General features: G+C 70.7%; 24 protein-coding genes and 1 pseudogene. 14 read left to right on the forward strand and 11 right to left on the reverse strand.

From position 1 onward, the window contains the following. Position 1 precedes the first annotated feature (1 nt). On the reverse strand, positions 2-979 hold the full coding sequence (locus DMB42_RS37930) for an MBL fold metallo-hydrolase (RefSeq protein ID WP_125643375.1): 978 nt from the start codon (positions 977-979) through the stop codon (positions 2-4). Beyond that, positions 976-2,775, reverse strand: coding sequence for an alkyl/aryl-sulfatase (locus DMB42_RS37935; RefSeq protein ID WP_125643376.1), 1,800 nt, complete (start codon positions 2,773-2,775; stop codon positions 976-978). The genes DMB42_RS37930 and DMB42_RS37935 overlap by 4 nt, the downstream gene beginning before the upstream one ends. Positions 2,776-2,908: 133 nt before the next feature. Here DMB42_RS37935 and DMB42_RS37940 point away from each other — a divergent pair, with 133 nt between their 5' ends. The 7 genes from DMB42_RS37940 (at position 2,909) to DMB42_RS37975 (ending at position 8,865) form a co-directional block, all read left to right on the forward strand. Next, the gene (locus DMB42_RS37940) at positions 2,909-3,562 is read left to right on the forward strand and encodes an HAD family phosphatase (RefSeq protein WP_260478182.1); all 654 of its coding nucleotides are present in this window, start codon (positions 2,909-2,911) and stop codon (positions 3,560-3,562) included. A gap of 92 nt (positions 3,563-3,654) precedes the next feature. After that, on the forward strand, positions 3,655-4,122 hold the full coding sequence (locus tag DMB42_RS37945) for a GNAT family N-acetyltransferase (RefSeq protein WP_221762528.1): 468 nt from the start codon (positions 3,655-3,657) through the stop codon (positions 4,120-4,122). 18 nt (positions 4,123-4,140) lie between these two features. Next, the gene (locus tag DMB42_RS37950) at positions 4,141-5,079 is read left to right on the forward strand and encodes a ribose-phosphate pyrophosphokinase (RefSeq protein ID WP_125643378.1); all 939 of its coding nucleotides are present in this window, start codon (positions 4,141-4,143) and stop codon (positions 5,077-5,079) included. Positions 5,080-5,132: 53 nt separating this feature from the next. After that, the gene (locus DMB42_RS37955; RefSeq protein WP_185845073.1) at positions 5,133-5,879 is read left to right on the forward strand and encodes a nucleotidyltransferase domain-containing protein; all 747 of its coding nucleotides are present in this window, start codon (positions 5,133-5,135) and stop codon (positions 5,877-5,879) included. A 101-nt stretch (positions 5,880-5,980) separates the two neighbouring features. Beyond that, positions 5,981-6,619, forward strand: a complete 639-nt coding sequence (locus tag DMB42_RS37960) for a maleylpyruvate isomerase N-terminal domain-containing protein (RefSeq protein ID WP_125643382.1) — start codon at positions 5,981-5,983, stop codon at positions 6,617-6,619. 100 nt (positions 6,620-6,719) lie between these two features. After that, the gene (locus DMB42_RS37970) at positions 6,720-7,979 is read left to right on the forward strand and encodes an FAD-dependent monooxygenase (RefSeq protein WP_260478183.1); all 1,260 of its coding nucleotides are present in this window, start codon (positions 6,720-6,722) and stop codon (positions 7,977-7,979) included. 61 nt (positions 7,980-8,040) lie between these two features. Next, complete coding sequence (locus DMB42_RS37975) at positions 8,041-8,865, forward strand: NmrA family NAD(P)-binding protein (RefSeq protein WP_125643384.1); 825 nt, start codon at positions 8,041-8,043, stop codon at positions 8,863-8,865. 1 nt (position 8,866) lies between these two features. On the opposite strand, the gene DMB42_RS37980 is transcribed toward DMB42_RS37975, so the two are convergent. The 5 genes from DMB42_RS37980 to DMB42_RS38000 are packed head-to-tail and all read right to left on the reverse strand — an operon-like array spanning position 8,867 to position 14,451. Further along, positions 8,867-9,871: an ABC transporter ATP-binding protein gene (locus tag DMB42_RS37980; RefSeq protein WP_125643386.1), complete on the reverse strand. Its 1,005-nt coding sequence runs from the start codon at positions 9,869-9,871 to the stop codon at positions 8,867-8,869. Further along, on the reverse strand, positions 9,868-10,848 hold the full coding sequence (locus DMB42_RS37985; RefSeq protein ID WP_125643388.1) for an ABC transporter ATP-binding protein: 981 nt from the start codon (positions 10,846-10,848) through the stop codon (positions 9,868-9,870). The genes DMB42_RS37980 and DMB42_RS37985 overlap by 4 nt, the downstream gene beginning before the upstream one ends. Continuing rightward, entirely contained in the window at positions 10,845-11,726 is an 882-nt protein-coding gene (locus DMB42_RS37990; RefSeq protein ID WP_125643390.1) for an ABC transporter permease, read from the reverse strand. Before DMB42_RS37990 ends, DMB42_RS37985 begins: the two co-directional genes overlap by 4 nt. After that, a complete protein-coding gene (locus DMB42_RS37995) occupies positions 11,723-12,778 on the reverse strand; it encodes an ABC transporter permease (RefSeq protein WP_125643392.1) in 1,056 nt (351 codons plus the stop codon). The genes DMB42_RS37990 and DMB42_RS37995 overlap by 4 nt, the downstream gene beginning before the upstream one ends. Further along, on the reverse strand, positions 12,775-14,451 hold the full coding sequence (locus DMB42_RS38000) for an ABC transporter substrate-binding protein (protein ID WP_260478184.1): 1,677 nt from the start codon (positions 14,449-14,451) through the stop codon (positions 12,775-12,777). The genes DMB42_RS37995 and DMB42_RS38000 overlap by 4 nt, the downstream gene beginning before the upstream one ends. Before the next feature lie 288 nt (positions 14,452-14,739). Between DMB42_RS38000 and DMB42_RS38005 the strand changes: the two genes are divergently transcribed. After that, a complete protein-coding gene (locus tag DMB42_RS38005; RefSeq protein ID WP_125643396.1) occupies positions 14,740-15,093 on the forward strand; it encodes a DUF2809 domain-containing protein in 354 nt (117 codons plus the stop codon). A gap of 5 nt (positions 15,094-15,098) precedes the next feature. Here the strand turns inward: DMB42_RS38005 and DMB42_RS38010 are convergent, their stop codons facing one another. Beyond that, complete coding sequence (locus tag DMB42_RS38010; protein ID WP_125643398.1) at positions 15,099-15,365, reverse strand: heavy-metal-associated domain-containing protein; 267 nt, start codon at positions 15,363-15,365, stop codon at positions 15,099-15,101. A gap of 110 nt (positions 15,366-15,475) precedes the next feature. On the opposite strand from DMB42_RS38010, the gene DMB42_RS38015 reads away from it, so the two are divergent. Further along, entirely contained in the window at positions 15,476-16,021 is a 546-nt protein-coding gene (locus DMB42_RS38015) for a type 1 glutamine amidotransferase domain-containing protein (RefSeq protein WP_125643400.1), read from the forward strand. Positions 16,022-16,085: 64 nt separating this feature from the next. Here DMB42_RS38015 and DMB42_RS38020 read toward each other — a convergent pair whose 3' ends face one another. Continuing rightward, the gene (locus DMB42_RS38020; protein ID WP_125643402.1) at positions 16,086-16,640 is read right to left on the reverse strand and encodes a TetR/AcrR family transcriptional regulator; all 555 of its coding nucleotides are present in this window, start codon (positions 16,638-16,640) and stop codon (positions 16,086-16,088) included. A 97-nt stretch (positions 16,641-16,737) separates the two neighbouring features. On the opposite strand from DMB42_RS38020, the gene DMB42_RS38025 reads away from it, so the two are divergent. The 4 genes from DMB42_RS38025 (at position 16,738) to DMB42_RS38040 (ending at position 20,894) form a co-directional block, all read left to right on the forward strand. Beyond that, positions 16,738-17,667 (forward strand): zinc-binding dehydrogenase, encoded by a 930-nt coding sequence (locus DMB42_RS38025; protein ID WP_185845074.1) that lies wholly within the window; start codon positions 16,738-16,740, stop codon positions 17,665-17,667. Between the two features lie 98 nt (positions 17,668-17,765). Further along, the gene (locus tag DMB42_RS38030) at positions 17,766-19,295 is read left to right on the forward strand and encodes an amino acid permease (RefSeq protein WP_125643404.1); all 1,530 of its coding nucleotides are present in this window, start codon (positions 17,766-17,768) and stop codon (positions 19,293-19,295) included. 215 nt (positions 19,296-19,510) lie between these two features. Further along, complete coding sequence (locus DMB42_RS38035; RefSeq protein WP_125643406.1) at positions 19,511-20,347, forward strand: alpha/beta fold hydrolase; 837 nt, start codon at positions 19,511-19,513, stop codon at positions 20,345-20,347. Next, positions 20,340-20,894 (forward strand): TetR/AcrR family transcriptional regulator, encoded by a 555-nt coding sequence (locus DMB42_RS38040; RefSeq protein ID WP_125643408.1) that lies wholly within the window; start codon positions 20,340-20,342, stop codon positions 20,892-20,894. Before DMB42_RS38035 ends, DMB42_RS38040 begins: the two co-directional genes overlap by 8 nt. Positions 20,895-20,898: 4 nt before the next feature. Here the strand turns inward: DMB42_RS38040 and lipB are convergent, their stop codons facing one another. Both lipB and DMB42_RS38050 read right to left on the reverse strand, forming a co-directional pair. Next, positions 20,899-21,534: a lipoyl(octanoyl) transferase LipB gene (gene lipB / locus DMB42_RS38045; protein WP_125643410.1), complete on the reverse strand. Its 636-nt coding sequence runs from the start codon at positions 21,532-21,534 to the stop codon at positions 20,899-20,901. After that, positions 21,531-22,079: a TetR family transcriptional regulator gene (locus DMB42_RS38050; protein WP_125643412.1), complete on the reverse strand. Its 549-nt coding sequence runs from the start codon at positions 22,077-22,079 to the stop codon at positions 21,531-21,533. The genes lipB and DMB42_RS38050 overlap by 4 nt, the downstream gene beginning before the upstream one ends. Before the next feature lie 67 nt (positions 22,080-22,146). Here DMB42_RS38050 and DMB42_RS38055 point away from each other — a divergent pair. Next, positions 22,147-23,499, forward strand: a pseudogene (locus DMB42_RS38055) (FAD-dependent monooxygenase); the annotation flags it as partial. Positions 23,500-23,514 lie beyond the last annotated feature (15 nt).

The following is a 23,514-nucleotide window of genomic DNA, read 5'->3' on the forward strand; positions in this document are numbered from 1 at the left end:
ATCAGAACAGAATCGGTTTCCACCTGAACGCCGATCCCTGGCGTTCGACCAGGCCCAGGCCCGGGAAGGGCATGTGGTAGGCGTGCACCGGCAGGTGTTCGGCCGCCGCCCGTTCCAGGATCCGGCGGCGGCTGCGCACCGAGCGCTCGCCGTCCAAGTCCCATGGGGTGCGCCACTCGGGGTGGCTGAGCTGGAGCCGGTCGTAGAAGGAGTCGCCCACGCAGAGCAGCCGCTCCCGTCCTGACTTCAGCAGGACGGCCATGTGCCCCGGCGTGTGACCGGCGGCGTTCACGGTGTGCACATGGGGCAGGATCTCGGTGTCGTACTCGACCGGGCGCAGCCGTTCGCCGAAGAGCCTGATCGCCTCCTGTGCCGGGCCGCGCTGCTCGCCGGGGGCCTGCGAGGCGGCGTCCGACCAGTAGGCGATCTCCGCCGAGTGCGCGAACGCGGTCGCCTCGGGGAAGGTCGGACGGCCCGACCAGACGGCTCCGCGCGCGTGGTCCTCGTGCAGGTGGGTGAGGACGACGGCGGCCGGGTCGGCGGCCGTGAACCCGAGCGCGCGCAGCCCGGCGCCGAGCTGGCCGACCAGGGGTGAGATGTCCGGGCCGTAGCCGAGGAAGTTCCGGCCGAGGCCGGTGTCGATCACCGCGAGTCCGGCCGAGGTCTCCACGCACAGGCAGTTGTAGCCGCAGGCCAGCGTGGTGCGCCCGTGCTCCTCGTGCTGCTCGGCCGCGCGCAGCTCGTCCTCCGGTACGCCGGCGTCGGGGGTGAAGAAGTCGGCCAGCGCGGGCTCCCACGGAGGTTCCATCTGGCCGTCGCTGATGAGGGCGCACGACAGCGTCCCGACGGAGAAGCGCCGGATGAGCTGCGCCGAGACAGGCCGCCCCGGCGGGTGCGGACCGGTCATGGGGTCGCGACGGCCCATGTCGTCACGACGGCCCATGGGGTCGCGACGGCCCATGGGGTCGCGACGGCTCATGGGGTCACGATGGCGAAGTCGCGGGTCGGTGAGTCGAGGACGGCGACCAGCCGCTGGAGGGCCGTGATGTCCCCTTCCCGCTCCACCCCCTCCACACCCTTCCCGGCCACCAAGCCGAGCAGCTGCGTACGGGTCAGGCGGAGCGTCAGGTCCACGGGCTCGTCCGGGGGGTTGAGCCGCTGGACCAGCACGCCGTTCGACAGGGTGGTGCGATGCAGCTCCCCCAGGTCCGTCAGGTGCCAGTCGATGGACAGGCTCTCGTGCCACGCCTTGGGACCGTCCACGCGGATGGCGAGCGAGTCGAGGATCTGCTCCACGGTCAGGGCCGCGACCAGGTCCGGCGAGGTGGTGCTGAGCGGGGTGGGCACGATGCCGTCGGTCAGTTCCATCGCCCCCGTCAGGTACGCGTTGCGCCAGGTGGCGTTCTCGGCGCCGTGGCCGAGCCGGGTGTAGACCTCGGCCAGCAGGTCCCTGGCGGCCTTGTTGCCCTCGTCGGCGAAGACCGCGTGGTTGAGGAGCTGGGCGGCGAAACGCAGGTCGTTCTCCTCGACGTACCTCCTGGCGAAGGCCACGACGGCCGCGCCGCCGCCCATGCATTCGACGTAGCGGATGGCGCTCTCCCTCGGCGGGTGTTCCCACAGGTGGGCGGGGTTGCCGTCGTACCAGCCGAGGTAGCGCTGGTAGATGGCTTTGACGTTGTGGTTGACCGAGCCGTAGTAGCCGTGGGTGTGCCAGGCCCGTTCGAGGGCGGGTGGGACGCGGAGGTGTTCGGCGATCTCGGGGCCGGTGAGGCCCTTGTTGAGGAGTCGGAGGGTCTGGTCGTGGAGGTAGGCGTACAGGTCGCGTTGCTCGGTGAGGAAGGCCGTGAGCTGGGCGGTGCCCCAGGTGGGCCAGTGGTGGGAGGCGAAGACGACGTCGGCGTGGGAAGCGAGGTGGTCGATGGTCTCGGTGAGGTAGCGGGCCCATCGGTGGGCGTCGCGGACGGGGGCGCCGCGCAGGGTGAGGATGTTGTGGAGGTTGTGGGTGGCGTTCTCGGCCATGCAGAGGGCCCGGTGGTCGGGGAAGAGCATGTTCATCTCAGCGGGGGCTTCGGTGTCGGGGGTGAGCTGGAAGACGATGCGGATGCCGTCGATGGTCTCTTCCTGACCCGTGTGAGTGATGTGGACGGTGGGCGGGATGAGGGAGACGGTTCCGCTGGAGGTGGTCATGCCGAGGCCGCAGCCGAGCTGGCCGCCGGTGGTCGGTGGCAGGGTTTGGCCGTACATGTACGTGGCGCGGCGGTTCATGGCGGGCCCGGCGTGGATGTTCTCGGAGATGGCGTGGTCCATGAATCCGGTGGGCGCGAGGATGGGGACGTCGCCCGTGGTGACGCCGCGTACGCCGCCGAAGTGGTCGACGTGGGTGTGGGTGTAGATGACGGCGGTGACGGGCCGGGGTCCGCGGTGGGCGCGGTAGAGGCTGAGTGCGGCGGCGGCGCATTCGGTGGAGATGAGGGGGTCGATGATCACGACGCCGGTGTCGCCCTCGATGAGGGTCATGTTGGACAGGTCGAGGCCGCGGATCTGGTAGATGCCGTCGGTGACCTGGTAGAGGCCCTGTTTGACGCAGAGCTGGGCTTGTCGCCAGAGGCTGGGGTGGGCGGTGTCGGGGCATTCGGCGTCGAGGAAGGTGTAGGCGTCGTTGTCCCAGACGACCTTGCCGTTCCGCGACGTGACCACGCCGGGGGTCAGCTTCGCGATGAAGCCACGATCCGCGTCCTCGAAGTCGCCCGTGTCATGAAATGGAAGGTCTGCCATGTCTGCTCGCATGCCCCCGATCGGGAAGTCGTAGCTCAATAGCCAGCCCCAATAGCATGAAACTCGGGCAATAAGGGCAGGGCGGGGCGGCGTACCGGCTTCGGCGGTGTGATTGGGTGGTTCCAGTCCGATCGTGCTGGGGGTGGTCATGGAAGCGTGCGTGTTCGACCTCGACGGCGTACTCGTCGACTCCGAACCCGTCTGGGAGCAGGTGCGGCGCGCCTACGTCGCCGACCACGGCGGCACCTGGCAGCCCGACACGCAGTCCAGGCTCATGGGCATGAGCACCGGCGAGTGGGCGGCCTACCTGCACGAGCTGGGGGTGCGCCTGACGCCCGACGAGATCGCCGAGGGCGTGATCGACCAGATGGCCGAGCGCTACCAGGACGGCGTGCCGCTGCTGCCGGGGGCGCGTGAGGCCGTGCAGCGGCTGGCCGCCCAGTTCACGCTCGGCCTGGCCAGTTCGTCGCCGCGGCGGCTCATCGACGTGGTGCTGGACGCGTCCGAGCTGCGCGAGTACTTCGTGACCACGGTCTCCACCGAGGAGGTCGCGCGCGGCAAGCCCGCCCCCGACGGTTACCTGGAGGCGGCCAGGCGGCTGGAGATCTACCCGAAGGACTGCGTGGCGGTCGAGGACTCCAGCAACGGGCTGCGCTCGGCGCACGCGGCCGGCATGCGGGTGATCGCCGTGCCGCATGCGGACTACCCGCCCGACGACGACGCCCTCGCCATCGCCTGGCGCGTGCTCCCCGACCTCGACGCCCTCACCGTCGAGTTGCTGACGTGACGACCCATGAAAGCCCAGACGTGACGACCCATGAAAGCCCAGACGTGACGACCCATGAAAGCCCAGACGTGACGACCCGTGAGAGCCCAGACGTGACGACCCGCGAAGGCGGCGGAGTGGCGGTTCGCCATCGGACGCCGGCCGATCTCGACGCCTGCGCCGAGGCCCTGGCCCTGGTGCACGCCGCCGACCGCTACCCCGTCGACTGGCCGGGCGACCCCCAAGGCTGGCTGACGCCCCACGGCCTCCTGCGCGCCTGGGTGGCGTACGAGGACGGCCGGGTGCTCGGCCACGTGGGCCTGGCCGACACCCCCGAGGGCCCGGAGGTCACACGACTCTTCGTCGCGCCCGCCGCGAGGGGCCGCGGGCTGGCCCCGCTCCTGCTCGCCACCGTACGCGAGGCCGCCGGCACGCCCGTGCTCCTGGAGGTCTCCCACGAGGGCCGGGCCGCCATCGCGCTCTACGAGCGGCTGGGCTGGCGCCGCGTCCGCAGCAGCCGCGCACGATGGCTCAACGCCGCCGGCGAACCCGCTCTCCTTCACCACTATGTGAGCCCGTGAAGCTATCCTTTGTGAATCGTGCGAGACATCACGGTCTTCAGTGGAACTGCCCACCCCGAGCTCGCCGAGGAGATCTGCTCCCACCTCGGCACGAAGCTCCATCCCGTCAAGGTCGACCGCTTCGCCAACGACGCGCTTGAAGTGCAGCTCCAGGCCAATTGCCGGGAGCGTGACGTGTTCCTCATCCAACCCTTGGTGCCGCCGACCCAGGAGAACCTGGTCGAGCTGCTGCTCATGATCGACGCGGCCGACGCCGCCTCCGCGGCCAGGACGACCGTCGTCCTGCCGCACTACGCCTACGCCCGTTCGGACAAGAAGGACGCGCCGCGCATCTCCATCGGCGGGCGGCTGGTCGCCGACCTGATGGTGGCCGCGGGCGCCAACCGCGTACTGGCCATGACGCTGCACTCGCCGCAGGTGCACGGCTTCTTCAGCGTCCCCGTCGACCACCTGCACGCGCTGCGCGAGCTGGCCGCGCACTTCCGCCGCTACGACCTGTCGAACACCGTCGTCGTCTCCCCCGACCTGGGCAACGCCAAGGAGGCCGCGCACTTCGCCCGGCTGCTCGGCACCGGCGTCGCCATGGGCGCCAAACAACGTTTCCCCGACGACCGCGTGGTGATCAGCTCGGTCATCGGCGAGGTGGCGGGCAAGGACGTGATCATCCTCGACGACGAGATCGCCAAGGGCAGCACGGTCGTCGAGCTGCTCGGCCGCCTGCGCGAGCAGGGCGTGAACTCCGTCCGCCTGGCCTGTACGCACGGGCTGTTCGCGGGCGGTGCGATCGAGCGGCTGAGCGCGTTCCCGGAGGTCATGGAGATCGTCTGTACGAACACCGTGCCCCCGCCCAAGCCCAGTGACAAACTGACCGTGTTGTCGATCGCCCCGGCGCTGGCCGAGGCGATGCGGCGGATCCACGACGGCGAGTCGGTGAGCGCGCTGTTCGGCACATCCTGACGGCCTGCCCGGTGATCTTCCGGGACGGCCGGGAATGGATCATAGTGGACATCATGCATGCGGCCACAGACGTCCTGCTCCAGCGGTTCCGTGATGGTGTGGGCGAGGTCGTGCCCCTGGTCGCCCTGTGGGCGCACGGCTCACTGGGCGCGGGTGACTATCAGCCCGGGCGCAGCGACCTCGACCTGATCGCGATCGTCGAGACACCGGTCACGATGGAGCAGTGGCGCCGGATCAAGGGGCTGCACCGGGGGCTCGGCCTGCCGCTCGCCGACCTGCTCCACTGCTCCTACATGTCCCTGGAGGAGCTGGCGGACCTGCCGGCCGAGCACGTCACGTGGGCCCACGAGCAGATCTTCCGCCGCCGGGTCACCGCCGTGACCCGCCGCGAGCTGCACACGGCCCCTCTCGTGCTGGCCGGGCCGCCGCCCGCCGAGCTGCTGCCGCCGGTCTCCGACGCCGAGCTGGCCGAGTTCGTCCGTACGGACCTGCGCCTGTTCTGGCTGGACAAGACCATGGGACGCCGGCGCTGGCTGCGGGACGTCTGGGTGGACCTCGGCCTGCTGACCGTCGCGCGGGCCTCGGTCACGCTGCGGGAGAACCGGTTGATCACCAAGCGCGAGGCGCTCGACGTGCTGGCCGGGATGGGCGCGCCGGAGGTCGTGCTGGCCGACGTACGGGCCCGCCGGTACGACACCCCCCGGCCGGTCCTGAGCCGGTTCAGGAGGGGCCGGCTGACGCGGGCCTTCGTCAGGTCCGCGATCGGGAAGACGCTGGCGGAGAGCCGCGACGACGCCTGACGGCGGCGGTGTCTCAGTGGGCAGGACGGCGGCCCTCACGGTCGGTGGCCGGGGATAGTCTTGGGCCCGACTTACCACCCGAACCGGGGAAAGGGCGGCATATGGCGGAGATCAGGCAGTCCTATCTGATGGCCGCGACGTCGGCGGTCTCGCTGCTGCGCGACCCGGCCGTACGGACGGCGTGGGACAAGCCGAGCGCGCTGACCGAGTTCAGTGTCGCGGGGCTGGCCGGGCATCTGGCCCACCAGATCGTCCGGGTCATCGACGTGCTCGACTCCGGCGAGAAGGCCGACGAGCCGATCCCGCTCATCGAGCACTACACGAGGTCGCCGTGGGTTCAGGCGGGCCTCGACCACGAGAGCAACGTCAGCGTCCGGGCGGGCGGGCAGGCCGCCGCCGCCGACGGGCACGCCGCGCTCGTCGAGCGTACGCAGGCGCTGCTCGACCGACTGCTGACCGAGTTGCCCGCCGAGCCCGAGGACCGGGTCGTACGGCTGCCGTGGGCGGCCTGGTCGCTGCGGCTGGACGACTTCCTGCTCACCAGGGTGATGGAGCTGGTCGTGCACTCCGACGACCTGGCCGCGAGCGTGGGCATCGGCACCCCCGAGCTGCCGCCGTCGATCAACGAGCCCGTGGTGGAGCTGCTGGCCCGTCTGGCGGTCCACCGGCACGGCGCGACGGCGGTCATCCGCACCCTCAGCAGGGCCGAGCGCGCCCCCGCCACGATAAGCGCCTTCTGAGGCCCTCGCGGCGGGCCGTACGCTACGACCCGCCGCCCACCAGGCGCAGGGCCTCGGCGACCTCGTGCCCCGACAACGCGCTGTCCGGGTCGAGCAGCCATTGCGCCAGGAACCCGGTCAACATGGCCTGGTACAACGAGCCCACCAGCCGGGCCCGCTCCGGGTCCGTCTCCGCCCGTACGTCCTGGAACAGCGCCTGATCTCCGGCGCGAGCATCGCCGGCACCTCGCTGGCTTACTGGCTGCGCCGCCACGGCTTCACCGTCACCGTCGTCGAGCGCGCCCCGGCCGTCCGCGAGGGCGGCTACAAGGTGGACATCCGGGGCGCCGCCCTCGACGTGATCGGCCGCATGGGCCTCACGGGCGCGGTCACCGCCCGCGCCACCGACATGCGCGTGGCCACCCACTACGACCGCAAGGGCAGGCCGCTGGCCACCATGGACGCCGACCTGTTCGGCGGGCGTACGGGCGACGACGTCGAGATCATGCGCGGCGACCTCAACGACCTCCTGTACGACCTCACCCGCGACGACGTCGAATACCTCTTCGGCGACTCCGTCACCGCCATCGCCGACGACGGCCGGGTCACCTTCGAGCACGCGGCGCCGCGCCGCTTCGACCTGGTTGTGGGCGCGGACGGCATGCGTTCCAACGTGCGCAGGATCGCCTTCGGCGAGGACGCCGGGTTCGTCCGCGACCTGGGCTACTACATCTCGATCTGCACCGTCCCCAACACGCTCGGCCTGGACCGCGAGGAGGCCGTGCACGCGAGCCCCGGCAGGACCGCCAACGTCTACAGCACCGGACGGGACGGCGACGCCAAGGCCCTGTTCATGTGGGCCTCTCAGCCGCTCGCCTACGACCACCGCGACGTCGGCCACCAGAAGGACCTGCTGACCGAGGCCATGTCGGGGGCCGAATGGGAAGTGCCCGCGCTGCTCGGCGCGGTGCGCGGCGCCGACGACTTCTACTTCGACTTGGTCAGCCAGGTGCACATGGACCAGTGGTCGAAGGGCCGGGTCGTGCTGGTCGGGGACGCCGCGTACTGCGCCTCGCCGGCCTCGGGGCAGGGCACGAGCCTGGCGATCGTGGGGGCGTACGTGCTGGCGGGCGAGCTGGCCCGGCGCGGCGGCGTGGCCGGCTACGAGCGGGAGATGCGCGAGTTCGTACGGGTCAACCAGGAGCTCGGCCCGGCGAACGTCAAGGGCATGGTGATCGGCTCACGGCTGGCGATCTGGATCCAGATGAGGATGTTGAAGCTGCTGCCGTACCTGCCGGGCAAGGAGAAGGTCGTCGAGCGTGTCGCCGGGGCGATCCACCGGGCGGCCGTGGCGATCAGCCTCAAGAACTACATGGAATGAAGTGTTCCGTTCTGCTATAGTAAGAGCAGAACATTCCGTTCCACATGAATTGGGGTTTGCCATGACCATCCTCGTCACCGGTGCCACCGGAACCGTCGGCCGTCTCGTCGTCGAGGAGCTGCTTCAGGCCGGCCAGCAGGTCCGGGCCCTGACCAGGAACCCCGCCAAGGCCGCCTTCCCCGAGGGCGTCGAGGTCGTCGGCGGAGACCTCGCCGAGCCCGCGTCCCTGGCCGCCGCCTTCGAGGGCGTCACCGGGGTGCACTTCATCAACTTCGCCGGCGACGACTACTCCCCGCTCCCCGACGGCGCCGGGCTGGCCGAGCTGGCCGTCAAGGCGGGCGTACGCCGGGTCACCGTGCTCGGCGGCCGCGAGGACGGCGAGCTGGAGCAGGCCCTCGCCGCCACCGACCTGGAGTGGACGCTGCTCCACCCGGTCGAGTTCATGGCCAACACCCTTCAGTGGTGGGCCCACACGATCAGGACCGAGGGCGTCATCAAGGAGCCGTTCGGCGAGCGCCTGAGCGCGCTGGTGCACGAGCGCGACATCGCCGCGGTGGCCGCGACGGTCCTGGCCGAGGGCGGCCACGGCGGCAGGACGTACGTGCTGACCGGCCCCCGCGCGATCACCCTCAAGGAGAAGGTCGCCATCCTGAGCGAGGCCGTCGGCAAGGACGTGGAGTTCGTCGAGCTCACCGTGGACGAGGCGCGGGCCAAGTGGCGCGCCGACGGCATGGGCGAGCAGACCATCGAGTTCCTCGTCGGCGCGCTCGGCAACACGCCGGAGGTCGGCTACACGGTCGTCCCGACCGTCCGTGAGATCACCGGCCGGGACGCGCGCGACTTCGCGGAGTGGGCGCGGGAGCACGCCGACGCCTTCCGCGGCTGAACTACCCGCTGACCGCCGCGAAGTGGCAGGCGGCCTGGGCGTCGGGCACCGCGGGCAGGATGCTCAGCGGTTCCGACCGGCAGGCCGCGTCCACGCCCGCCTCGGCAGCCCTGCCGGAGGCGAGCACCTGGCAGCGGGGATGGAACCGGCAGCCACCCGGCACCCTGGTCGGGTCCGGCGGCTCACCGGTCAGCACGATCCGCTCGGGCGACTCCGGCAACACCGACATCAGCGCCTGCGTGTACGGATGCCGCGGCGCCGTCAGCACCTGCTCGACCGGCCCGGACTCGACGATCCGGCCGAGGTACATGACCGCGACCCGGTCGGCGATGTTCCAGGCCAGGCCGAGGTCATGGGTGACGACCAGCGCCGACAGGCCCAGGTCGGCCCTGAGCTTGAGCATCAGGGCCAGGATCTCGCCGCGTACGGACGCGTCGAGCGAGGCCACGGGCTCGTCGGCGATCAGCACCTTCGGGTTCAGCGCGAGCGCGCGGGCGATCACGACGCGCTGCCGCTGGCCGCCGGACAACTCGTGCGGGTAACGCAGGAAGAAGCGCTCGGGCGGCCGCAGTCCGGCCCTGGACAGGGCCGAGGCCACGATCTCCTGCTCGTCGGGCAGGCCGTGGATGCGCGGGCCCTCGGCGACCGCCTCGTAGACGGTTTGGCGGGGGTTGAGCGAGCCCATCGGGTCCTGCAGCACGAGCTGGACCTGACGCCGGTAGGACTTGAGCGCCCTGGAGCCGTACTGGAGCGGGGAGCCGTCGTAGCGGACCTCGCCGGAGGTGGGGCGTTCGAGGCCGAGCAGCGTGCGGGCCAGCGTGGTCTTGCCGCAGCCCGACTCGCCGACGAGGGCCACGATCTCGCCGTGGCCGATCGCCAGGTTGACGCCGTCCACCGCGCGGGCGCTGCGGCCTCGCGCGGAGAACGCGACATGCAGGTCACGGGCCTCCAGCAACGCGCCCTTGCCCGTCGAGACGGTCTCGGCCGCGGTCTGCGTCTCGGTCATGACGTCTCGACCTCCTCCTTGGTCCGTACGTGCACGCAGGCGGCGGCGTGGCGGGGACCGGCGGGCCACAGCTCGACGTCGAGCCCCGCGCACTCCTCCACCGCGACCGCGCAGCGCGGGTGGAACGAGCAGCCGGCCGGGAGCTGCATCGGGTCCGGCGGGTCGCCGCCGAGGCCCTTGGGGGCCAGCCGCGACACCGGGTCGCCCACGGTCGGGAACGCGGCCGCCAGCGCCCGGCTGTAGGGGTGGCGGGCGTCGTGGAACACCTCGTGGGAGGGGCCGTGCTCGACCACGCGGCCGGCGTACATGACCGCGAGCTGGTCGCAGACGTCGGCCAGCACCGACAGGTCGTGCGAGATCATGATCAGGGAGATGCCGTGCTCGGCGATCAGCTCCTTGATCAGGGTCAGGACCTGTGCCTGGACCATCACGTCGAGCGCGGTGGTCGGCTCGTCGGCGATGATCAGCCGGGGCGAGCAGGCCAGCGCCATCGCGATCATCACGCGCTGCCGCTGGCCGCCGGACAGCTCGTGCGGGTAGCTGCGGGCCCGCCAGGCGGGCAGGCCGACCTGTTCGAGCAGCTCGGCGACGCGCTTACGGGCGCCGTCGGGCTTGGCCAGGCCGTGCACGAGCAGCGGCTCGGCGATCTGCTCGCCGATCCTGCGCACGGGGTTGAGGCCGTGCTGCGCGCCCTGGAAGACGATCGAGGCCTCGGCCCAGCGCACGGCCCGCATACGGCCCCACTTCATGGCGAGGATGTCCTCGCCGTCGAGCAGGATCCGGCCGCCGACCCGCGTGCTCTTGGGCAGGAGCCTGAGCAGCGCCATGGCGAGCGACGACTTGCCGGACCCCGACTCGCCGGCGACCCCGAGTGCCGCCCCGGGGTCGAGGGACAGCGACACACCGCGCACCGCGGGCACCTCGCCCGAGGCGATGCGGTACGTCACCGACAGGTCGTCCAGTTCGAGGAGACTCATGCCGCCCTCCTGAGCCTTGGGTTCAGCACGGCCTCCAGCGCCCTGCCGCACAGCGTGAACGCCATGACGACGGCGAGGATGCACAGACCCGGGATGAGGATGTACCACCAGGCGCCGTACGTGGCCGCGCCGAAGTCGTAGGAGGCCCGCAACATCGTGCCCCACGAGGTCTTGTTGGCGGTGACGCCGAGGAAGGCGAGCGTGGACTCGGTGACGATCGCGCTGGCCACCTCCAGCGTGGTGCTGGCCAGCAGCAGCGGCGCCACGTTCGGCAACACGTGCCGGGTGGTGATGTGCCAGTGGCCCGCGCCCAGCGCCTTGGAACGTTCGATGTAGGGCCGCGCCTCGACCGACAACGTCTGCGCCCTGATCAGGCGGGCGGTGGATGGCCAGGTCGTGATCCCGATGGCCATGATGATCGTGAACGTGCTGCCGCCCAGGATGGCAGCCAGCACCAGCGCCGTGATCAGCGAGGGCAGCACCAGGAACCAGTCGGTGATCCGCATGAGCACGGCCCCGGACCAGCCGCGGAAGTGCCCGGCGGCGATGCCGACGACCATGCCGATCACGATGCTGAGCAGCGCGGCGAGGAAGCCGATGAGCAGCGAGGTACGCGAACCCCACCAGATCATCAGCAGGATCGAGCGCCGCGACTCGTCGGTGCCGAACGGCTGGTCGAGGCTCGGCGGGGCCATCTTCTCGCCGGTGGCGCGGACCACGTTGGTCACGCCCTCGTCGATGAACAGCGGCGCGATCAGCGCCAGCACCACCGCCACGACGAGCACCCCGAGACCGACCATGCCGGCCCGCTGGTGGCGGAAGGTGCCCCAGAAGCGGCCGAACGCGTGCCGCCTGCGGTCCCAAGCGACGCTGGTCATGCCGACCTCACTCTCGGGTCGAGGAAGTGGTAGACCACGTCGGCCAGCGTGTTCATGAGGATCACGGCCACGGTGATCAGCATGAACGTGCCCTGCATGAGCGTGAAGTCCGGCACCTCGATCGCCCGGTAGAACAACTGCCCGAGCCCCGGCCAGCTGTAGATGTACTCGACGGTCACCGCGCCGCCGACCACGAAGCCCATACGCATGAAGACCAGCGTCACCGTGGGCAGCAGGGCGTTGGGGACGGCGTGCCGGCGGCGTACGTCCTCGTCGCGCAGGCCCTTGGCGCGAGCGGTGGTCACGTAGTCCTGGCTGACCTCCTCCAGCAGGGACGACCGCATGACCAGCAGGTATTGGGCGTAGACCACCGCCACCAGGGTCAGGCACGGCAACACCATGTGCGAGGCCACGTCGAGCAGGTACGCGAACCCGTCGGGCGCGTCCACGCTCTCGATGCCGCGGAAGGGGAACAGCCCGGGGATCGGCCCGACGCCGACGCCGAACACCATGAGCAGGAGCAGCCCGAGCCAGAAGGTGGGCACCGACCACAACACCAGCGAGACGCCGGTGGAGAACCGGTCGAACCTGCTGCCGTGCCGCCAGCCGGCCCGCGTGCCCTGCCAGATGCCGAGCGAGACCGCGAGGATCGTGCCCGTGCCGGCCAGCAGCAGGGTCGGGCCGATGCGCTCGCCGATGAGGTCGAGCACCGGCCGCTTGTACTCGTACGACAGGCCCAGGTCGAGCCTGAGCGTCTTGCCGACGAAGTCGAAGAACTGGTCGAGCACCGGCTTGTCGAGGCCGAGCCGGTGGCGTTCCAGGTTGAGCTGCGCGGGGGTCATGTTGCGGCCCTGCGCCAGGTTCCGCACGGGATCGCCGGGCAACAGCCGGAAGACGAAGAACGTTCCGACGATCACCGCGGCGATGCTGAACAGCGCCCCGCCGGCCTTCGACAACGCGTACCTGAGCGTGCCGCGGCCCGCGGGGCGGTCCTCACCGGAACCCGCCGCCTGGACGGCGACGGGTTCCGCTGCTTCGAGCGGTGTTGTCATTCGCGCTCGTCGGCAACGCTCTTGCGCCGCCTGGTCAGGAGGAAGGCCACGAGGCCGATGACGACCACACCGCCCACCACCCCGACGATGAGGCCGGTGTTGGAGCCGCCGCCGTCGGCGCCGGAGCCGGAGGCCGCGCTCGCCTTGACGTCGACCGTGTAGAACGGCCAGTAGCCGCTGCCGCCGTACAGGAGGCCCTTGTCCTCGGGGATCGGGGTGATGCTGGTGATCCGGTCCTTGCGGTAGCCCTCAAGGTCGTTGGGGTAGTAGATCGCGATGACGGGAGCGTCGGTGTAGAGCCGCTGCTCCATCTGCTTGATGATCTCGGCACGCTTGGGCCGGTCGAGCTCCTTGAGCTGCTCCTGGTAGAGCTTCTCGAAGGTCGGGTCGCAGTAGAAGGACTCGGTGCCGCCGCCCTCGCCGCCCGGCGCCGGCCTGCGGCTGCACAGGTGGGTGGCCAGGATCTCCTCGGGGTCGGGGTTGACCGACCAGCCGCTGATCGCGATGTCGAACAGCGCCGTGACGCCGGTCTCCTCGGTGAACTTGCTGGAGTCGAGCTTCGTGGTGGTCAGCGTGACGCCGATCTCCTTGAAGAAGCCGGTCAGGTACTCGGCGAGCTTGTCCTCGCTCGGCGCGTCGGTGTGGATGCTGAAGCGGAACTCCAGCTTGCGCTTGCCGTCGGGCATCGTACGGACGCCGTCGGAGCCCTTCTTGTAGCCGGCGTCGTCGAGGATCTTGTTGGCCTTGGCGACGTCGTAGGTGACCTTCTCGTCGCCCGTGGCCTCCCAGAAGAAGTCCTTGTACATGGGCGGGATGATCGAGCCGTCGGCCGGCTTGGCCAGGCCGTTCTGCGCCTCGTCGACCAGCTTCTGCTTGTCGATGGCGAAGTGCAGCGCCTGGCGCACCTTCGGGTCCTTCAGCGCCGGGTGGCCGTCACCGACGGGCTTGTTGTCCGTGGTGGTGGCGCCGTGGTTGATCTGCAGGTACGCGGCGCGCCGGCCCTGGGTGTTCCACGCCTCGATGTTCGGGTCGTTCTGGATGGCCTCGAACTCCGGCGGCGTCATGCGGCCGAGCAGGTCGATGTCGCCCTTCTTGAGCCCGGCGACGGCGGCCTGCGGGTTGTCGTAGAAGATGACCTGGAGTTCGTCGATCTTGGGCTTGCCCCGCCAGTAGTCGGGGTTGGCCCGCAGCTTGACGTACTGGTCCTTCTTGTGTTCGACCGCGATGTACGGACCGCTGCTGACGGTCGGGTACGTGTCGCCCTCGAAGTTGGTCATGTCGGTGACCTTCTCCCACACATGCTTGGGCATGATCGGGATCGGGTTGTCCAGCATGGACGCCTGCGGCGCCTTGGTCTTGATGACCAGGTCCTGGCCGTTGGCGGTGACGCTCTCGAAGTTCTCCACGGCCGGGCCGTTGGCCGTCTTGGCCGCCTCGTCCGTCATGATCTTGTTGAACGTCCAGGCGGCGTCCTCGGCCGTGACCGGCTGGCCGTCGGACCACTTGGTGTTACGGATCTTGAACGTCCACGTGAGCCCGTCGTCGGACGTCGTCCACGACTCAGCCAGGTCGGGGCTGGGCTGGAGCGTCTTGGAGTCGGGGACCGCGAGGAAGCCGTACATCCAGCGGTGGATCGAGGTCGAGACCAGCCGGACCGCTGTGAACGGGTTCATGTGGTCCATCGCCTGGGTGGCACCGACGCGAAGGACCTTCTTCCCCGCCGCAGGTTCCTGGGCTTGGGCCGCCGTGGCACCCTGGCCGGCCACTAACAGCGCAACACCCAGCACTGCCAGGCGTGCGAACCATTTCCTCATGAATGCCTCACCTTCAGGCGGGGGGTTCCTGTGTAGAAGAAGGCACACCATACGGAGACCGCGTGTCAACGAGCAGCGGAGAATTGTTTCATTCTCGTTTCCTTTTGCGGTGTAAATTTTCAGTACGCTTGGCACTACGTTGATTCGGTGCCCCGCCTGCCCGTTCTCCTCGCCGCCGTGCTGACGATCGTGGCCGGGCTCGCCGTCCGGCTGCTGTGGGACGGGCCCGTGCCCAAGTATGCGGGTGACGCGCTCTACACCGTACTGATCTACGCGCTCGTCGTACTGGCCGCGCCGCGCGTGCGGCCGTGGGCCGCCGCGGTGGTGGCGGGCGGGCTGAGCTGGGCGATAGAGTTCGCCCAGCTCGGCAAGATCCCCCCGTTCCTGCGACCGCTGCTCGGCAGCACCTTCAACCCGCCCGACCTGCTCTGGTACGCCGTCGGCGCAGCCCTCGCGTGCGCCGCGCACACCCTTTGGCGATCCCGGCGGGCCACCCCCTAGGCGGGTCAGCAGCAACCGCCGCCCGAGCCGCAGCACGACCCCGCCTGCGGCAGCAGCTCGCGGCCCCCGCCCAGCTCGTAGCCGGCCTCGACCACGGCCGACTCGATGACGGCCAGGTCGATCGGCGCGCTGCTGGTCACGACCATCTCCTTGGCCGCGAGGTCGACCTCGACGACCTGGACCCCGTCGACCTTGCCGACCTCGGCCCGCACCGAGCTGACGCAGTGGCCACAGGTCATGCCCTCGACCTGGTACGCAGTGGTGATCACCATGTCCGAACTCCTCACTCTCCCGGTTACGCCGCCCACTCTATACCCCCCGGGGGTAAAAACGCATACATCCGGACCGTCCGGATAGGGGGAGGGAAACGAAAGGGACAGTCATGGCGAACGGCAAGACCATCGCGTTCCTGGTCGCTCCCGAAGGGGTCGAGCAGGTGGAGCTCACCGAGCCATGGAAGGCGGTCAAGCAGGCGGGTGGCACGCCGCGGCTGGTCTCCACGTCTTCGGGGCAGATCCAGGCGTTCAAGCATCTGGACAAGGCGGGCACGTTCGCCGTGGACGCCACGGTGGACGACGCCGACCCCGCCGGATTCGACGGCCTGGTACTCCCCGGGGGTGTCGCCAATCCCGACTTCCTGCGTACGGTGCCGGGGGCCGTCCGGTTCGCGCGCGCCTTCTTCGACGCCGGCAAGCCGGTGGCCGCCATCTGCCACGCCCCGTGGACGCTGATCGAGGCGGACGTCATACGCGGGCGTACGCTCACGTCCTGGCCGAGTCTTCGTACCGACCTGGGCAACGCGGGCGCGACCTGGAAGGACCAGGAGGTCGTGGTCTGCACGGACGGCCCCAACACACTGGTCACCAGCCGCAAACCGGACGACCTGAAAGCCTTCTGCCAGGCCGCCACGGACGCCTTCTCAGCCTGACCCGCCCCACGGACGCCTTCCCGGCCGGAGCCGCCTCACGGACGCTTTCTCGGCCTGAGTCGCCTCAGCCGCGTAGGAGCGCTCGCGCGACGCCGCGGACCGAGGATCTGAGCCGGTCCGCCCCGCCCTCGGACATCACGTGCCGGGCGAGGTCGGCGTCGTAGGAGGCGAGGAGGGTGTGGGCGGCGAACCCCGCGTCGAGCCCAGGAGCCGCCGCCGCGATCAGCGCCGTCACGTGGGCGTGCCAGCGCAGATAGGTGGGGTCGCGGTACTTGTCCGCCGCGCAGGCCCGTTCGTGCGCGGCGAACAGCGCCAGGTTGCGTTCGGCCAGCCCGGCCAGCACGTCCAGGAAGGCGAGCAGCCGTTCCTCCGGCGGCGTCCCCGGGCCGAGCGGCGAGCCGGGCGACTTGATGGCCTCGGCCAGGGCGGCCGCCCGTTCGGCCAGCAACTCCTGGAACAGGCCGGTCCTGCTGCCGAAGCGCCGGAACAGCGTGCCCTTGCCCACCCCCGCCCCGTTGGCCACCCGGTCGAGCGAGATGTGCTCGGCGCCGTGGGCGGCCAGCAACTCTTCGGTGGCCCGCAGAATCGCCTCGCGGTTACGGGTCGCGTCTGATCGCATCCGACCTCTCCCTTGCAAGCGGACTGTCGGTCCTCATAGTATCCCGGCAGCGAAGCGGACCGTCGGTCCGCCTGTCGGCGAGAGGAGCCGTGGTCGTATGCGCGCACTGGTGGTCGATCCGGGGGCGGAAGGGCGGTTCGCCGACGTGCCCGAACCGGTGCCCGGTCCCGGGCAGGCGCTGGTCGAGGTGCACCGGACGTCGATCAACTTCAGCGAGTTGCGGCACATGGGCCGCCTGCCGGAGGGCACCGTGCTCGGCTACGACGCCGCCGGGGTGGTGCTCCGGGCCGCCGCGGACGGCACGGGCCCGGCCGAGGGCACGCGGGTGGCGGCGTTCGGGGCGGGGGCCTGGGCGGAGCGGGCGGCGTTCGACACCGGCTCGATCGCCGCGGTGCCGGACGGGGTGGACCTGGCGGTGGCCGCGGCCGTGCCGATGTCCGGCCTGTCGGCCCTGCGCTCGCTGCGCGCGGCGGGCGCCTCGCCGGGCTCGCGCGTGCTCGTCACGGGCGCGTCGGGCTCGGTCGGGCGGCTCGCCGTACAGCTCGCCCGCCTGGCAGGGGCCCACGTCATCGCATCGGTCAGCACCCCCGAACGCGCCCGCACCCTACCCCCCTCCGTCACCGCACCCCCGGTGGAGGTCGCGGCGGGGCGCGACGGGGTCGCGCCCGTGGATGTCGTGATCGAGGTGGTCGGCGGGGAGACGCTGGTGGCGGCGTGGGGCCTGCTGAAGCCGGGCGGGAACCTGCAGAGCGTCGGCTGGGCCTCCGGGCGGCCCGCCGTCTTCCCGCCCGGGTCGACCTTCTCCCTCGGCCCCGCCCGATCCCTGAACTCCTTCGGCGACGTCACCTCCCCCGGCCCCGACCTGACCTTCCTGCTGGACCTCGTGGCCACTGGCAGGCTGTCGGTCGAGATCGGCCACCGCGAGTCGTGGGAACGCCTGAAGCAGGCCGCCGCGGCCCAGCTCGACCGTACGATCACCGGGAAGATCGTGCTGGACATCGCCCCTGCGGACCACGCCCCTTCCTGACCGCACCGAAACTCACCTGTAACACCTTGTCCCCCGGGGAGAAATGGTCTAGACGTAGACCAAATAGAGCGTCCTCCGCGCCCCCCAGGGAGACCTCAATGTCCATCGAAGAGGATTCCAGGCGACTCGCCGAGCTCGGCTACAAGCAGGAGCTGGCCCGGACCTGGAGCGGCTTCTCCAACTTCGCGATCTCCTTCTCCATCATCTCGATCCTCGCCGGCTGCTTCACGACCTTCGGACAGGCGTGGAACAACGGCGGCCCCATCGCCATCTCGTGGGGCTGGCCACTGATCTCGCTGTTCATCCTGATCATCGGTTTCTGCATGTCGGAGCTGGTCTCGGCGTTCCCGACGGCGGGCGGCATCTATTGGTGGGCCGCCACCATGGGCAAGCCGATCCACGGCTGGTTCACCGGCTGGCTCAACCTGATCGGCCTCATCGCGGTCACCGCGTCGGTCGACTACGGCTGCGCCACGTTCCTCAACATCACGATCAGCCGCCTGACCGCCGGCGCCTGGGAGGGCACGCTCCCCCAGGCGTTCCTGCTGTTCGTGATCATCCTCATCCTGCACGCGCTCATCAACATCTTCAGCCACCGGCTCATCTCGCTGCTGCAGAACATCAGCGTGTGGTGGCACGTGGCGGGCGCCGTCGTCATCGTCGCCATCCTGGTCTTCGCGCCGTCCGAGCACCAGTCGCTCGGCTTCGTGTTCGGCGGCACGCTGAACAACTCCGGCTTCGGCGACGGCGACGGCGGCCTCCCCTTCTGGCTGTACGTGCTCCCGCTCGGCTTCCTGCTCACCCAGTACACGATCACCGGGTTCGACGCCTGCGCCCACGTGTCGGAGGAGACGCAGGGCGCGGCCAGGACCGCCGCCCGCGGCCTGTGGCAGTCGATCTTCTACTCGGCGATCGGCGGCTGGATCCTGCTGCTGTCGTTCCTGTTCGCCGCGACGAACGTGGACGAGATCAACAAGCAGTCCGGCTTCGTCGGCGCGATCTTCGAGACCGCGCTCTCCTCCCCGCTGGCCACGGCGATCTTCGCGATCTCCACGATCGGCCAGTTCTTCTGCGGGATGAGCTGCGTGACCTCGATGTCGCGCATGACGTACGCGTTCTCGCGCGACGGCGCGGTGCCCGGATGGCGGCTGTGGTCGAAGGTGGACCGCAACCGCACCCCGGTCAACGCCATCCTGGCCGGCTGCCTCATCGCCGCCCTGATCACCCTCCCCGCCCTGTACGCCCCCGCGGGCTCGACCACGCCGGTCGCCTTCTACGCCGTCGTGTCGATCGCGGTCATCGGCCTCTACCTGGCGTTCCTCATCCCGATCTGGCTGCGCCTGCGCATGGGCGACGCCTTCAAGCCCGGCCCGTGGACGCTGGGCCGCAAGTACCGCGTACTGGGCTGGATCGCCTGCGTCGAGATCGTCGTCGTGTCGGTCTACTTCATCATGCCGTTCTCGCCCGCGGGCGTGCCCGGCAACAAGGACTTCACCTGGACCTCGGTCAACTACGCGCCGATCGCGGTCGGGGTCGTGCTGATCGGCATCTGGTTGTGGTGGGCCCTGTCGGCCAGGCGCTGGTTCACCGGACCGCGCCGCACCATCGACGACGTCCCGGCCGCCTGACGCCTCGCCGGGTACGGCTCTCCCAGGGCCGTACCCGGCCGGTCAGCCCTTCACGACGGCGTCACGCGACAGGCTGGGGAGCCGCAATGGCGCACGGCACGCACGCCCCTTCTACTGACAACTCCCATCATCACGCCCTACTTCCGGACATCGCTTGACGAAGGAGGCTAAAGGCTTTAGCTTTGTGGCTACAGAGCTTAGCCGAGGAGATGGACATGACCGAGTTTCTGACGATCGGCGACGGGCAGATCGCGTACGACGTGACCGGCGAAGGGCCGCTGGTGGTGCTGGTGCCGGGCATGGGCAACGACCGGCGGGCGTACCGGTTCCTGGCGCCCGAGCTGGTCGCGGCCGGTTTCCGGGTGGCGGCCATGGACCTGCGCGGGCACGGCGAGTCCAGCCGCGACTGGCCCTCCTACACCCGCGCCGACGTGGCCGGCGACATTCTCGCGCTGGTCCGCCACCTGGGCGGCCCCGCCGCGATCGTGGGCCACTCGTTCGCGGGCGGCGCCGCCACGATCGCCGCGGCGCAGGCCGCCGCGCTGGTCAGCGCGCTGGTGGAGCTCGGGCCCTTCACCCGGGCGCAGAAGATCGACGGCGGCGCGCTGCTGCGCCAGGGCCACCACCGCAAGGGCGCCCTCCTGCTGCTCGGCAGCGCGATCACGCGCAGCGTCGGGCTGTGGAGGAAGTACCTCGACCACGCCTACCCGGGCACCAAACCCGCCGACTACGCCGACTACATGACCGCGCTCGAAGCCGACCTGCGCAGGCCGGGCCGGATGGCCGTGGTCGCCAAGATGGGCCAGTCCGCCCCGACCGACGCCGGCGCCGAGCTCCCCCGCCTCCGGACCGACGCCCTCGTGATCATGGGCACGCTCGACCCCGACTGGGCCGACCCGCGTGCCGAGGCGGACGGCATCGTGGCCGAGATGCCCGCCGGGCGCGGCACCGTCGTCATGATCGACGGCGCCGGCCACTACCCGCACGCCCAGTTCCCGTCGCAGGTGGCCGCCGCGGTGGTGCCGTTCATCAAGGAGCGCGTGCGTGGCTAGGGCGGCGTTGTCACAGGAGACGGTCGTCGACCTGGCGGTGGCCCTGGTGGACGAGAGCGGCCCCGAGGCCCTGACACTGTCGGCCGTGGCCGCCCGCGCCGGGGTCGCGACGCCGTCGCTGTACAAGCACGTACGCAACCTGGCCGAGCTGCGCGAGCTGCTGTCGGTGCGGATCATCGACGAGATCTCCGACGAGCTGGGCCCGGCGGTGCTGGGCCGCTCGGGCGAGGAGGCCGTCGGCGCGTTCATGGACGCCTGGCGCGCCTACGTCACCCGCCACCCCAACCGCTACGCGGTGGTCATCCAGCAGCCCCACCCCAGCATGCGGACGGCGGGCGAGCGCCTGATGGGCATCATGCTCGCGACGCTGCGCGGCTACGGGCTCGCCGACTCCGACGCGATCCACACGGCCCGCTGCATGCGCGCGGCGGCGCACGGGTTCGCGGTGCTGGAGGCGTCGGGCGCGTTCGGCCTGCCGGAACGGCTCGACGAGAGCTACGACCTGCTCAAGCACATGATCGTGGCCGGGCTGACGGCCCCCCGCTGACGGCTCAGGACGCCTCGAACGCGGCGGCCACGGCGGGCCGCACGTCGTCCATGGTGACCGAGCCCAGCTCTCGCTTGAGCGAGGTCATGTCCACGTCGGGCATGCCGCAGGCCACCGCCCAGTCCCACGGCGCGAGGTCGCCGTCGACGTTGAGCGCGAACCCGTGGCTGGTGACGCCCCTGCTCTGCCGCATGCCGATCGAGATGATCTTGCGGCTCGTCCCGGACGTCCACACGCCGGTCAGCAGCTCCGAGCCCGGCGGGGTGTCGCGCCGCTCGGCGGGCAGGCCGAGCTTGCCCAGCGCCTCGACCAGGCGCAGCTCCACCTCGCGCACGTAGTCGACGATGCCCTGATCTTCGGTGAGCTTGACGATGAGATAGCCGACGAGCTGCCCGGGGCCGTGGTAGGTGAGCTGCCCGCCGCGCCCGGTCTCCAGCACGGGGATGCCTCGCGAGGGGTCGGGCAGGTGCTCGGGAGCCGTACGCCGGCCGACGGTGTAGACGGACGGGTGGCTGAGCAGCCAGAGCGTGTCGGGCCGTTCGTCTCGCTGGCGCTGCCCGACGAGGTCGGTCATGCGCTCCATCGCCGAGTCGTAGTCGACGAGATCGTCCTGGATGAGTGTCAGCGGCCTTGCCCTCATGCTTCGAGGATAAGACGCATCCCGGACACCAGCGCACGCAGCCCGAACTCGAAGTCGCCGTCGGGGTCCTCCTCCGGCCGCACGTCGAGCGGCACGGCGGCGCCGCGCTCGTCCACGGCCGAGCCGAGCGCGAACCTGCCGACCGCGATCAGCGCCCTGATCGCCTGCTCCCCGGTGAAGCCCGCCTCGACCAGCGGCCTGATGAGCGCCGGGATCTCCGCCACCCGTCCCGGTGTGGGCCGGGACCCGGCGTGTACGAGCGCCCCGTCCCGGTACGACAGAAGTGTGCGGCGGATCACCCGCCCGCGGGCCATGAGCCAGTTGTCCCATTCCTGGCCCGGCTCGGGCACGTCGAGGGGGTCCAGCGTGCCGGCGAGCATCTCCTCGGCCATCTCGTCGAGGAGCTCCTGCTTGTTCTTGAAATGCCAATAGAGGGCCGGCTGCTTCACGCCCAGCTCGTCGGCCAGCCTGCGGGTGGTCAGCCCGTCGATGCCCACCTCGTTGAGCAGCCGCAGGGCTGCGCGGACCACCGTCCTCCGTTCCACGCTTGACAACTTATCAAAGATAAGGCTTTATCAGCGATAAGCACTTATCGTTGATAAGGAGGCACGGATGGACGTCGTCATCGCCGGGGCCGGTCCCGTCGGGCTGATGCTGGCCTGCGAGCTGCGCCTGCGCGGCGTGCGCACGCTGGTGCTCGACCGGGTCGCAGCCCCGACCGGGCTGTCCAGGGCGCTCAACCTGCACCCGCGCTCGGTCGACACCTTCGCCATGCGCGGGCTGCTCGACCGGCTCGGGGACGCGCCCCAGCTGGACTTGCAGCACTTCGCGGGCATGCGGGTGCTCGACCTGACGGCCACGCGCACCCCGCACCCGTACGGGCTGCTGGTCCCGCAGTCGCGGGTGGAGGAGATCCTGGAGGCACGGGCGCTGGAACTGGGCGCGGAGATCGTCCGGGGGCGGGCGGTGACCGGCCTGACGCAGGACGGGACGGGCGTGACGGTCGAGACCGGCGACGGCACGGCGTACCGGGCGGGCTGGCTCGTCGGCTGCGACGGCGGCCGCAGCACGGTGCGCAAACTGGCCGGGATCGCCTTCCCCGGCACCTCCGCCACGCTCGCCGCCTACGTCGCGGACGTCACGGTCGCCGGCGGCACGCCGACCGGCTGGCTACGCACCACCCACGGCCTGTTCCAGTGGCCGTTCGTCCGGCCCGACGGCTCGACCAGGATCCTGACCGTCGACCACGGCCGGGTGCACGAGGACAAGGACGCGCCCGTGACGATCGAGGAGTTCGCGGCCAGCGTGCGCCGGCACCTCGGGGACGCCGCGCCCGAGATCACCGGGGCGACCTGGTTGTCCCGCTTCTCCGACGCTGCCAGGCAGGCCGAGTGCTACCGGTCCGGCCGGGTGTTCCTGGCCGGCGACGCGGCGCACGTGCACATGCCGTTCGGCGGCCAGGGGATGAACACGGGCCTCCAGGACGCGGTCAACCTGGGCTGGAAACTGGCCCTGGCGGTACGCGGGACGGCCCCCGCCGGGCTGCTCGACAGCTACCACGCCGAACGCCACCCGGTCGGCGCCGCCGTCCTGGCGAACACGTTGCAGCAGGTCGAACTGGCCGCGCCGGACGCCGGGACGACCCGGCTGCGCGACCTGTTCGCCCAGCTCATGACCGTGCCGGAGGCCAACAGGCTGCTGGCCGAGGACGTGAGCGCGGTGTCGGTGCGCTACGCGCCCGGCCCGAACCCGCTCGTCGGCGCCTTCATGCCCGAGGGCCTGCGGCTGGACGACGGGCGCGGGCTGCTCGTCACCCCCGACCCGGCCCTGCTCGCCGCCGGGGTGGGCTGGGCCGATCGGGTGGACGTCGTACGCGGGGACCGCGGGCTGCTGGTACGGCCCGACGGTTACGTGGCCTGGGCCGAACCCTGCGCGGAGCCTGCCGAGGCGGCGCTCACGCGGTGGTTCGGCGAGCCTGCG

Origin of the sequence: Nonomuraea sp. WAC 01424 (genome assembly GCF_003947315.1) — a bacterium.
GTDB classification, from domain to species: domain Bacteria; phylum Actinomycetota; class Actinomycetes; order Streptosporangiales; family Streptosporangiaceae; genus Nonomuraea; species Nonomuraea spiralis.